We start from the raw sequence: 10,001 nt of genomic DNA, 5'->3' as shown, positions 1-10,001 counted from the left end.
CGCCGCCTCAACCGCGCCTCATGAACCGCCGTGTACGGAACCGTACGCACGGTGGTGTGGGAGGAGGGCCGCCGTAAGGCGCCCTCCTACCCGATTTGGGTCCAGGTTGCCGTCTCATAAACTGCCATACTAGGATTGCAGCGAGACTCGAGGGTTGTGTCCGGCATCGATCGGCGCTACCGCAGGCAAGACGGGACAAGGGAGAGGGCGCCGTGCTGCTTCGTGATCAATCCGGCCGCCAGGGGCGCGGCGCATGACCCAATCCTCGCGGCGGCTCGGCACGGCCGCCCTGGCCGGGCTGCCGGCATCGGTATCCCAGCCGGGCTACGACCGCGACGCGGTCGCCACCGGCATCGTCCATCTCGGCATCGGCGCCTTCCACCGCGCCCATCAGGCGGTCTGCACCGACGACGTGCTGGCGGCGGGCGACCTGCGCTGGGGCATCATCGGCACCAGCCTGCGCAGCCCCGACACGCGCGACGCGCTGGTGCCGCAGGACGGGCTCTACACCCTGTCGGTGCGCGACAGTGACGGCGAGGCGCTGCGGGTGATCGGCGCCGTCCGCGACGTGCTGGTGGCGCCGGAATCGCCCGCGGCGCTGCTCGACGTGATGTGCCGGCCCTCGGTCGCGATCGTCAGCCTGACCGTGACCGAGAAGGGCTACTGCCACGACCCGGCCACCGGCCGGCTGGACGAGAGCCATCCCGACATCGTCCACGACCTGGCCCATCCCGAGGCGCCGCGCTCGGCCATCGGCATCCTGGCCCGGGCGATCGCCCGGCGCCGGGCGGAGGGGCTGACGCCCTTCACCCCGCTGTGCTGCGACAACCTGCCGGCCAACGGCCGCACCCTGCACCGCATCCTGTCGCGCTTCGCCGCGCTGGTCTCGCCCGATCTCGGCGCCTATGTCGAGGGCGAGATCGCCTGCCCCGAGACCATGGTCGACCGCATCGTGCCGGCCACCACCGACGAGGACCGCGGCCGGATCGCCGCGGCGCTCGGGGTCGAGGATGCCTGGCCGATCGTCACCGAGCCCTTCCTGCAATGGGTGATCGAGGATCGGTTCCTGTCCGGCCGCCCGGCCTGGGAGGCGGCGGGGGCGACGCTGGTGTCGGAGGTCGCGCCCTACGAGACGATGAAGCTGCGGCTGCTCAACGGCAGCCACTCCTCGCTGGCCTATCTCGGCTACCTCTCCGGCTGCGAGACGGTGGCGGCGGCGATGGCGGAGCCGGGGATCGCCGCCTTCGTCGAGGCGCTGATGGAAGATTCCACCCCGACCCTGACCCTGCCGCCCGGCGCCGATGTCGCGGGCTACCGGCGTTCGCTGATCGACCGCTTCCGCAACACCGCGCTGAAGCACCGCACCTGGCAGATCGCCATGGACGGGACGCAGAAGCTGCCGCAGCGGCTGCTTGGCACCGTCCGCGACCGGCTGGCGCGCGGCCTGCCGATCGACCGCCACGCCCTCGGCGTCGCCGCCTGGATGCGCTATGTCGCCGGCACCGACGAGGCTGGCAAGCCGATCGACGTCCGCGACCCGCTGGCGGCCGATCTCGCCGCGATCGCGCGCGCGGCCGGGCCGGTGGCGGAGCGGCTGGCGCCGGCGCTGCTCGGCGTGCGCGCGGTGTTCGGCGACGACCTGCCGGGCCAGCCGCAGTTCCGCGCCGCCGTGGCCCGTGCACTCGACGCCCTGTACCGAGACGGCGCCAAGGCGACCGCCGCGGCCTATGCCCGCCTGGAGGGCTGAAATACGGGCGTGACAATCCCGCGGGGCACGCGCTCCGCGGGATGCTTTACCGGAAGGTAAAATTTTTTCGGCCAGGATGTCGATTCCCGGCCGGCCCGTTCGTCTTCAGCATGAGAGCCGGCGGTCCGGGGCGGGATGGTCCCCTCCGTGATGCGATCCGGCGCCATGCGGAAGAGGCTCCCTATGTCGCAGCCGCGGACGGAAAACCCCTATCGCTGGATCATCATCGGTGTCGGCGCGCTCATGACCTGCGTCGGCATCGGCGCGATGTTCTCGCTGGCGATCTTCCTGCAGCCGATGTCGGCCGACACGGGCTGGAGCCGCGCCGGCATCTCCAGCGCCATGACCCTCAACTTCCTGGTCATGGGCGTGGCCGGCTTCGCCTGGGGCGCGATCAGCGACCGGCTCGGCGCCCGGATCGTGGTGCTCGCCGGCGCGGCGCTGCTGGGGCTGGCGCTGGTCCTGGCCAGCCAGACCACCACGCTCGCCGCGTTCCAGCTGATCTACGGCACGCTCGTCGGGCTGGCGGCCGGGGCCTTCTTCGCGCCGATGGTGGCCGCCGCCACCGGCTGGTTCGAGACCAACCGCGCCCTGGCCGTGTCGCTGGTCTCGGCGGGCATCGGCGTGGCGCCGATGACCGTCTCGCCCTTCGCCGCCTGGCTGGTCGCCGCCTATGACTGGCGGACGGCGATGATGGTCATCGGCATCGCCGCCTGGATCCTGCTGCTGCCGGCCGGGCTGCTGGTGCGCCGGCCGCCGGCCGCGGCCGGGGCCCCGTCGCCGGCGGGCGAGATCGGCAACCTGTCCGCCGGCCGGGCCTTCCGCACGCCGCAATTCGCGATCCTGGCCGGGACCTTCTTCCTGTGCTGCGCCGCCCATTCCGGGCCGATCTTCCACATGGTCAGCTACGCCATCACCTGCGGCGTCGCCCCGCTGGCCGCGGTCACCATCTACAGCGTCGAAGGGCTGGCCGGGCTGGGCGGGCGCCTGCTGCTGGGCATCCTGGCCGACCGGCTCGGGGTCAAGCGCGTGCTGGTGGCCGGGCTGCTGGTGCAGGCGGTCGTCATCGGCGCCTATCTGTTCGTCGCCAATCTCGGCGAGTTCTACCTGCTGGCCGTGATCTTCGGCACCGCCTATGGCGGCGTGATGCCGCTCTACGCCGTGCTGGCGCGCGAGTATTTCGGCCAGGCCGCCATGGGCACGGTGTTCGGCGCGGTGACCATGGCCTCCAGCATCGGCATGGCGCTCGGGCCCCTGGCCGGTGGCTGGGTGTTCGACACCTTCAGTGTCTACAACTGGCTGTTCATCGGGTCGTTCGGCATCGGGCTCGCGGCCGTCGCCATCGCGCTGGCCTTCCCGCCCCTGCCGTCGCGGCAGGGCCGGCAGCTCCAGCCGGCGTAAGCGTCCGGCGCGCCGTCCCCATCCTGCATGGGGACGGCGCAGCCGTCTTCAGGCCGCCGCCCGGTCGCGTGGGCCGATCGGGCGGTCGCCTTTCACCGTGGTGCGGTACAGGGTGCGGGCCAGGTGCGGCGGGCAGCCGGTGGCCAGGTGGATGGTGGCGCGGTTGTCCCAGAACACCAGGTCATGCGCCTGCCAGCGGTGCCGGTACTGGAACTGCGGCTGGGTCATGTGCGCGAACAGCCGGCGCAGCAGCGCATCGCTCTGCGGCCGTTCCAGCTCGGTGACGTGGGTGGTGAAGCCCTCGTTGACGAACAGCGCGCGGCGGCCGGTTGCCGGATGGATCCGCACCACCGGATGGGTCACCGGCGGCACCGTCTTCGCTTGGTCCGCGGTCAGGCCGGGCCGCAGCGCGCTCTTGGCCTGCTGCGCCACGTTGCGGGCGCTGTAGTCGTGCACCGCCGTGAGGCCATCGATCTGCGCCTTGGTGGCGTCGTCCAGCGCGTCATAGGCCGCGGCCATGCTGACGAACAGCGTGTCGCCTTCGACCGGCGGCAGCGTCTGGGCGTGCAGCAGCGACCCCAGGCTCGGCTCGGCCTTATAGGACAGGTCGGAATGCCAGTATCGCCCGGCATCGGCCAGGCCGAGCGGCTTGCCGTCGCGCATCTCGTTCGAGACGATCAGGATCTCCGGATGCCCGGCCAGGTGGAAGTGGTGCTGCACATGGATCTCCAGCTCGCCGAAGCGGCGGCTGAAGTCGATGTGCTGCTGCGGCGTGAAGCGCTGGTCGCGGAACACCACGACCGAGTTCGCCTCGAACAGCGACTTGACCCGGGCGAAGGTGGCGTCGTCCGGCGGGGTGGCGAGGTCGAGCCCGGAGATCTCGAGGCCCAGCAGCTCGGACAGGGGACGGGTGGTGAAGGACATGGCGGCGTTTCCGTTTCCGTCGATCAGGGGTTCTGCGTGCCCCAGCGCTCGACGGTGAGCCGGGACAGGGTGCGGAACAAGAGGCTTTCGACCAGGAGGCCGATCAGGATGATGGCCAACAAGCCGGCGAAGACGTTGGCGGTCTCCAACTGATTGCGGTTGACGTAGATGAACCAGCCCAGCCCGCCGGAGCGGGAGGAGACGCCGAACACCAGCTCGGCCGCGATCAGGGTGCGCCAGGCGAAGGCCCAGCCGATCTTCAGCCCGGCCAGGATCGCCGGGAAGGCGGCCGGAACCAGGATGCGGATGACATAGGCGGCGCCGCCGAGGCCGAGATTCTGCCCGACCATGGCCAGCGGCCGCGGCACGGCGCGGAAGCCGGAATGGGCGGCCAGCGCCAGCGGCCACAGCACCGAATGGACGATGACGAACAGCAGGCTCGGCGTGCCCAGGCCGAACCACAACAGCGCGATCGGCAGCAGGGCAATGGCCGGCAGCGGGTTGAACATCGCGGTCAGGGTCGACAGCAGCTCGGCGCCCAGGCGGCTGGCGGTGGCCAGCCCGGCCAGGATTGCCGCCGCGATCACGCCGATGCCGTAGCCCGCCACCAGCACCTGCAGCGAGGCCAGGGTGCGCAGCGGCAGCTCGCCGCTGGCCACGCCCTGGCCGAAGGCGGCGAGGGTGGTCAGGAAGCCCGGCAGCAGCAGCGGGCTGCCGACGATCCGCGCCGCGATCTCCCACATCGCCGCCAGCGCCGCCAGGATCAGGAGGCGGCGCCAGGCTCCCGAGGCGACCAGCCGTCGCGCGGGCGCCTCGGCCTTGGCCGGGCGCAGCGGCGACCCGGCCTGCAGCAGGCCCTGATAGTCAACCATCGGCCGCCTCCATGCCGCCGATCTGATCGGCGATCAGCCCGCCGATCCGGGCCTCCAGCGCGGCGAAGGCCGGGTCGCCCCGGTCCGGGCCGCGGCCGCCCGGCAGGTCGATCACGGCACGGATCCGGCCGGGATGCGCGGTCATCACCACGATCCGGCTGCCGACCACGATCGCCTCGTCGATCGCATGGGTGACGAACAGGGTGGTGACGCCGGTGTCCTCGCACAGCGCCAGCAGCTCCTCCTGCATCCGGCGCCGGGTCATGGCGTCCAGCGCGGCGAAGGGCTCGTCCATCAGCAGCACCTCGGGCCGCAGCGCCAAAGCGCGGGCGATGGCCACGCGCTGTTTCATGCCGCCCGACAGGGTGTTCGGATACTGGTCGGCCACCCGGGCCAGTCCGACGCGCTGCAGCATGTCGTCGGCGATGGCCTCGGCCTCGCCCCGGCGGGTGCGCCTGGCCCAGGACAGGGCGGCGACCAGGTTGCGACGCACCGTCAGCCAGGGCAGCAGCTGCTCGAAATCCTGCAGCACCATCATCCGGTCCGGCCCGGGGCGGGACACCGGGCGCCCGTCCAGCAGCACCCGGCCGGCCGCGGGCGGCAGGAAGCCGCCGATGCTCTTCAGCAGGCTCGACTTGCCGCAGCCGGACGGGCCCAGCAGCACCAGCCGCTCGCCGCGCCGGATGTCCAGGCTGATATCCTCGACCGCCGTCACCGTCCGGCCGTCGACGGTGTAGGACAGGGTGACGCCCTCCACCCGCAGCGCCGGTGCTGCGGGTGTCTCCGGGGCAAGGGCGAGGGCCGGGGCCGCCATCTCAGCTGCCCTGCCGGTCGTGCAGCGGCGGGAAGAACAGGTCCCGCCAATCCGAAGTGGTGGTCGCGATCTGGCCGATGCGGTGCTGGAACTCGACGAACTTCAAGACGTTTTCGGGCGTCACGGTGTAGCGCGTGTCCGGGGCGGTGATCAGCGCCTCGACGAAGGCCTCCGGCAGCTTCGAGGATTCGGCCGCGATGTACAGCTTCGCCGCCTCGGCCGGATGGGCCTGGATGAACCGGTCGGCGCGGTCCAGCGCGGTGACGATCGCCGCCACGGTCTTCGGGTTCTCGGCATAGAAGGCGCCGGTGGCGTAGATCACGTTGAAGGTGTGCGGCCCGCCCAGCACGTCGAAGCTGCTCAGCACCCGGTGGATCTTCGGGTCCTGCAACTGCTGGTTCTGGAACGGCGGGGCGCCGAAATTGGCGGTGACCTCCGAGCTGCCGGAGAGCAGGGCCGCGGTCGCGTCCGGATGCGCCATGCTGACGGTCAGGTCGTCCAGCTTCGTCGCCTGGTCCTCGCCGAAGGCCTGGGCCGCCGCCATCTGCAGCACCACCGCCTGGAACCCGACCTTCACCGCCGGCAGGGCGATCCGGTCCTTGTCGGTGAAATCGGCCAGCGACTTCACCTGCGGGTTGCTGGTGGTCAGGTAGATCGGCATCGAGCCCAGCGAGGCGATGCCCTTCACATCGATCGAGCCGCGGGTCTTGGCCCACAGCGTGATCGCCGGCGGCGCCCCGGCCGCGGCCACGTCCAGGCTGCCGGACAGCAGCGCCTCGTTCATCGCGGCACCGCCGCTGACCTGGATCCATTCGATCTGCGGCGCCGGCAGCCCGGCCTCGGCGACCGCGGCCTCGATCAGCTTCTGCTCCTTGGCCACGATCATCGGCAGGTAGGAAATGCCGAATTGCTGGGCGATCCGCAGCGTCTCGGTCTCGGCCTGCGCCGGGGCGGCGAGGGCGAGCAGCGTCGCGACGAGGACGGGCAGGCGGGCGCGCATGGCGATGGTCTCTGGCTGGCGGCGATAAGACACAGATTCGCAGGGGGACGATAAATATCAATCCAATTAGTTTGTGTTATATCAAATATATCAAAAATCTAATGTTATTATTCTCTCGTCCAGCGCGGCGCTCGGGCTCCCGCCTCCGAGCCGAAGCGATACCGCCCGGCCCCGTAACGAGGGTGTAAAATCGACAATAGAATCGCCGAAATCGCCCGCCGACGACACGGCGGCTTCTTCGATCTCGATGCGTCGATCTCAGTCCGTTCCCAAATATCTCTTGAGACGGGGCGGGTCGAAGCGCATCATTATTTGTGCGGTGCCGATGATTCGGCGAGTCGGTTGCCTCTGCGCCGCACCGCCCGACGGCGCCCATCGATCGGAAGGAGATCCGATGGACATCGTGACACTGATCATCCAGCTCGTGGCAGGTGCGGTCGGCGGCAATGTGGCCGGCGCCGCGCTCAAGCAATACAACCTCGGCACCCTCTGGAACTCGGTCGCCGGCATCGTCGGCGGCGGCATCGGCGGACAGATCCTGGGGGCGATCGTGCCCAGCCTCGGCGCGGCGGCCGCCAGCGGCAGCCTCGACATCGGCTCGATCATCGGCCAGATCGTCGGCGGCGGCGTCGGCGGCGGCGTGCTGATGGTCATCGTCGGCATCGTCAAGCAGATGATGGGCGGCCAGAAGGCCCAATAACCGGATCGCGGCGCCCGGCCTTCCCCATCCGGCCGGGCGTTGCAACCGGCTTCCCCGCGCCGGCGCCGCTTGCTAGAAGGGCGCCGGACGGGCCTGTAGTTCAGCGGTTAGAACCCGCCGCTCATAACGGTGTTGTCGCAGGTTCGAATCCTGCCGGGCCCACCACGCTTCGCCCTTCGGGCTGCGCGTGGCGCAGCCACGCGGAGGCCGTTTAGGGCGAAGCAGTGTCCAGCGAAGCTGGAGCGAAGCGAAAGCGAAGACGGACTGGCGCCGTGTGGTACGTCTACATCATCCGGAGCACCGCTTTCCCCGACCAGGAGTACGTTGGCGCCTCCGCTGATCTGAGGCAGCGAATAGCCGATCACAACGCGGGCAAATCGACTCACACGACCAAGTTCATGCCGTGGGAGCTGGTCTGGTACTGCGCCTTTCCGGACAAGCTCAGGGCGCTGGCATTTGAGAAGTACCTCAAATCGCACTCCGTCAAAGCTTTTACAAAGAAGCGACTTGTCTGATTGCCACGCTTGGCATTTCAAGAGATCGGTTTCCGGGTGGCTAGAAGCCGGGTGATATGCCCCTCTTCGCCATACATCAGCGCCCACAGATCGACGCCTGAAGCCCACGCTTTGATCCATTCTTCAAAACTGGGGGATTCCTCGAAGATGGCATCAGCCCAATCTTCGCCGCGGTGTTCATTGGGATCGAAGATCCGCATGCGGAAGTTCGGATCCGCACAGTCGACACACGACCGAATGGCGCATCCCCAATCACAGATCGGCAGGAGCCCCTCCGGCCATTTCCAGTGGGGATCTTCTGGATCGCCGTCGCGGAATAGCTTGTAGATGGCGGGCCCGGTGTTGCCGGCGTCGTCCGGCACGCCGTTCGACAGACCGATCAACCCGTAGCCGGGCCCGAAGCCTCCGTTGCCGATCTCCGTGTAGATGCGCTTCAGCAACGGCGGAAACGCGAAGCCGAGCTGTCTTTCGTCATCGGCGATGCCGTCCGGATCGGCTGGCGAAAATCCGTCAGAATCAGTGATCTTCGTCCTGATCCGGCGCCGGATCGCGGCGATGGTGAGATCGTCCATTCATCGGGCCCCCTTGGTGCGGCTTATCTTGCTTGCGGATGATCCCCGCGTCGACTTGGCCTGGAGTGTGCACTCGGTAGCCGGCAGCATCGGCGGTGCCCTCGGCAATCGCCCTCGCGTCCTCCAGCCCCGCCATGATCTTGTCGAAGGCCTTCTTGGCCATGGCTTCCTCCCTCAACTCCCCCTTGCCGCCTCGTACAGCGCGATGGCGGCGGCGTTGGAGACGTTCAGGCTGCCGATCGGGCCCTGGGTCGACAGCTTGGCCAGCACGTCGCAGGTCTCGCGCGTCAGGTGGCGCAGGCCCTCGCCCTCGGCGCCCAGCACCAGCGCGACCCGGTCGCCCTGCATCGCCTCGGCCAGCGACACCTCGCCCTCCTCGGCCAGGCCGATCCGGCGGAAGCCCCATTCGGCCAGGGATTCGAGAGCGCGGGCCAGATTCTTCACCCGGGTCAGGGCCACGTGCTCGACCGCGCCCGATGCCGCCTTGGCCATCACCCCGGTGACCTCGGGCGTGTTGCGGTCGGTGACGATGACGGCGAGCGCCCCGAAGGCGGCGGCGGAGCGCAGGATGGCGCCGATGTTGTGCGGGTCGGTCACCTGGTCCAGCACCACCACCACGCTGCGCCCCTGCGTGGCTTCGCGTAGCTCCGCCTCGCGGCCGAGATCGTCGATGTCCGGTGCCTCCAGCGGCTTGATCTCGATCGCGATGCCCTGGTGCACGGCGCCCTTCAGGAAGCGGTCCATCAGGGCGCGGTCGACGATCTCCGGCGCCGGGCGGTCGATGCCGGCCCGGGCCGCCTGCGCCAGGGCGTCGGACAGATTCGCCAGCCCGGCCTCGGTGCATTGCACCCGGGTGACCTCGCGTTCCGGATTCAGGATCGCGGCGACGGCGGCATGGACGCCGTAGAGGTAGCGGTCGGGCTCGCGCGCCGGCGGCCGTCCGTCGGGTGCGCGGCCGCCGGGGCCGCGCTGATCCGGGCGCTGGCCCTGGTTCGGGCCCTGGCGTGGATTGGGCCGCGGGGCATGGGGCGGGGCGGCGCGGGGCGGGCGGTTCTGCGGTGTGCGGGTCATGGCCGTCCTGTGCGCTGTGGGGCGGGCGCGGTCAAGTTTACGATTTTCGCATCACGCATGCTTGACTTCCGCGCCGGGATGTCGATATTCCGCCCCGCCATTCGCCGAGCCGTGCGGCGAAGCCCTTTGGAGGGGTGGCCGAGTGGTTAAAGGCAGCAGACTGTAAATCTGCCCGCATAGCGTACGCTGGTTCGAATCCAGCCCCCTCCACCAAAGCCCGCTTGGCTTCGAAGTCACGGTCGAGGACATGGCGCGTCCCCGGACGTCCGGGCGGGTGTAGCTCAATGGTAGAGCAGCAGCCTTCCAAGCTGAATACGAGGGTTCGATTCCCTTCACCCGCTCCATCCGGGGACACACAGGTCCCAACTGCGAACGATTAGGGTTT

11 protein-coding genes and 3 tRNA genes are annotated in these 10,001 nt (G+C 69.5%); 7 read left to right on the top strand and 7 right to left on the bottom strand.

Annotation, left to right across the window (positions count from 1 at the left end; all coding sequences use genetic code 11):
- Nucleotides 1-253: 253 nt before the first annotated feature.
- Nucleotides 254-1,747 carry a mannitol dehydrogenase family protein gene (locus ACFW16_RS12530; protein WP_380305300.1) on the top strand — a complete coding sequence of 498 codons (1,494 nt, stop codon included), beginning with the start codon at nt 254-256 and terminating at the stop codon, nt 1,745-1,747.
- A 183-nt stretch (nt 1,748-1,930) separates the two neighbouring features.
- Entirely contained in the window at nt 1,931-3,148 is a 1,218-nt protein-coding gene (locus tag ACFW16_RS12525) for an MFS transporter (RefSeq protein ID WP_380305298.1), read from the top strand.
- A 48-nt stretch (nt 3,149-3,196) separates the two neighbouring features.
- Here the strand turns inward: ACFW16_RS12525 and ACFW16_RS12520 are convergent, their stop codons facing one another.
- From ACFW16_RS12520 to ACFW16_RS12505, 4 genes are read right to left on the bottom strand one after another with little or no spacing between them, the layout of a single operon-like run.
- Nucleotides 3,197-4,072 (bottom strand): TauD/TfdA dioxygenase family protein, encoded by an 876-nt coding sequence (locus ACFW16_RS12520; protein WP_380305296.1) that lies wholly within the window; start codon nt 4,070-4,072, stop codon nt 3,197-3,199.
- A 23-nt stretch (nt 4,073-4,095) separates the two neighbouring features.
- Nucleotides 4,096-4,944 carry an ABC transporter permease gene (locus ACFW16_RS12515; RefSeq protein ID WP_380305295.1) on the bottom strand — a complete coding sequence of 283 codons (849 nt, stop codon included), beginning with the start codon at nt 4,942-4,944 and terminating at the stop codon, nt 4,096-4,098.
- Nucleotides 4,937-5,758, bottom strand: coding sequence for an ABC transporter ATP-binding protein (locus tag ACFW16_RS12510; protein ID WP_380305293.1), 822 nt, complete (start codon nt 5,756-5,758; stop codon nt 4,937-4,939). The genes ACFW16_RS12515 and ACFW16_RS12510 overlap by 8 nt, the downstream gene beginning before the upstream one ends.
- A gap of 1 nt (nt 5,759) precedes the next feature.
- Nucleotides 5,760-6,758, bottom strand: coding sequence for an ABC transporter substrate-binding protein (locus ACFW16_RS12505; RefSeq protein ID WP_380305291.1), 999 nt, complete (start codon nt 6,756-6,758; stop codon nt 5,760-5,762).
- 394 nt (nt 6,759-7,152) lie between these two features.
- Here ACFW16_RS12505 and ACFW16_RS12500 point away from each other — a divergent pair, with 394 nt between their 5' ends.
- From ACFW16_RS12500 to ACFW16_RS12490, 3 genes are all read left to right on the top strand, one after another.
- Nucleotides 7,153-7,458, top strand: coding sequence for a hypothetical protein (locus ACFW16_RS12500; RefSeq protein WP_380305290.1), 306 nt, complete (start codon nt 7,153-7,155; stop codon nt 7,456-7,458).
- Nucleotides 7,459-7,547: 89 nt separating this feature from the next.
- Nucleotides 7,548-7,623 (top strand) — tRNA-Ile (locus ACFW16_RS12495).
- Nucleotides 7,624-7,682: 59 nt separating this feature from the next.
- Entirely contained in the window at nt 7,683-7,973 is a 291-nt protein-coding gene (locus ACFW16_RS12490) for a GIY-YIG nuclease family protein (RefSeq protein ID WP_380305289.1), read from the top strand.
- Nucleotides 7,974-7,990: 17 nt separating this feature from the next.
- Here the strand turns inward: ACFW16_RS12490 and ACFW16_RS12485 are convergent, their stop codons facing one another.
- The 3 genes from ACFW16_RS12485 to rlmB are packed head-to-tail and all read right to left on the bottom strand — an operon-like array spanning nt 7,991 to nt 9,616.
- Nucleotides 7,991-8,545: an SMI1/KNR4 family protein gene (locus tag ACFW16_RS12485; RefSeq protein ID WP_380305287.1), complete on the bottom strand. Its 555-nt coding sequence runs from the start codon at nt 8,543-8,545 to the stop codon at nt 7,991-7,993.
- On the bottom strand, nt 8,490-8,708 hold the full coding sequence (locus ACFW16_RS12480; RefSeq protein ID WP_380305286.1) for a hypothetical protein: 219 nt from the start codon (nt 8,706-8,708) through the stop codon (nt 8,490-8,492). The genes ACFW16_RS12485 and ACFW16_RS12480 overlap by 56 nt, the downstream gene beginning before the upstream one ends.
- Nucleotides 8,709-8,719: 11 nt before the next feature.
- Nucleotides 8,720-9,616 carry a 23S rRNA (guanosine(2251)-2'-O)-methyltransferase RlmB gene (gene rlmB / locus ACFW16_RS12475; RefSeq protein ID WP_380305284.1) on the bottom strand — a complete coding sequence of 299 codons (897 nt, stop codon included), beginning with the start codon at nt 9,614-9,616 and terminating at the stop codon, nt 8,720-8,722.
- 128 nt (nt 9,617-9,744) lie between these two features.
- Here rlmB and ACFW16_RS12470 point away from each other — a divergent pair.
- Both ACFW16_RS12470 and ACFW16_RS12465 read left to right on the top strand, forming a co-directional pair.
- Nucleotides 9,745-9,829, top strand: a tRNA-Tyr gene (locus ACFW16_RS12470).
- Nucleotides 9,830-9,886: 57 nt separating this feature from the next.
- Nucleotides 9,887-9,960 (top strand) — tRNA-Gly (locus ACFW16_RS12465).
- Nucleotides 9,961-10,001 lie beyond the last annotated feature (41 nt).

It is taken from the genome of Inquilinus sp. NPDC058860 (assembly GCF_042743185.1).
GTDB lineage: Bacteria > Pseudomonadota > Alphaproteobacteria > DSM-16000 > Inquilinaceae > Inquilinus.
This window is presented reverse-complemented; position numbering and strand designations above follow the sequence as displayed.

Coding starts and splice junctions, on each gene's coding strand:
- ACFW16_RS12510 (WP_380305293.1), bottom strand. CDS start 5,758: ATGGCGGCCCCGGCCCTCGCCCTTGCCCCGGAGACACCCGCAGCACCG.
- ACFW16_RS12505 (WP_380305291.1), bottom strand. CDS start 6,758: ATGCGCGCCCGCCTGCCCGTCCTCGTCGCGACGCTGCTCGCCCTCGCC.
- ACFW16_RS12520 (WP_380305296.1), bottom strand. CDS start 4,072: ATGTCCTTCACCACCCGTCCCCTGTCCGAGCTGCTGGGCCTCGAGATC.
- ACFW16_RS12525 (WP_380305298.1), top strand. CDS start 1,931: ATGTCGCAGCCGCGGACGGAAAACCCCTATCGCTGGATCATCATCGGT.
- ACFW16_RS12500 (WP_380305290.1), top strand. CDS start 7,153: ATGGACATCGTGACACTGATCATCCAGCTCGTGGCAGGTGCGGTCGGC.
- ACFW16_RS12515 (WP_380305295.1), bottom strand. CDS start 4,944: ATGGTTGACTATCAGGGCCTGCTGCAGGCCGGGTCGCCGCTGCGCCCG.
- ACFW16_RS12485 (WP_380305287.1), bottom strand. CDS start 8,545: ATGGACGATCTCACCATCGCCGCGATCCGGCGCCGGATCAGGACGAAG.
- ACFW16_RS12530 (WP_380305300.1), top strand. CDS start 254: ATGACCCAATCCTCGCGGCGGCTCGGCACGGCCGCCCTGGCCGGGCTG.
- rlmB (WP_380305284.1), bottom strand. CDS start 9,616: ATGACCCGCACACCGCAGAACCGCCCGCCCCGCGCCGCCCCGCCCCAT.
- ACFW16_RS12480 (WP_380305286.1), bottom strand. CDS start 8,708: ATGGCCAAGAAGGCCTTCGACAAGATCATGGCGGGGCTGGAGGACGCG.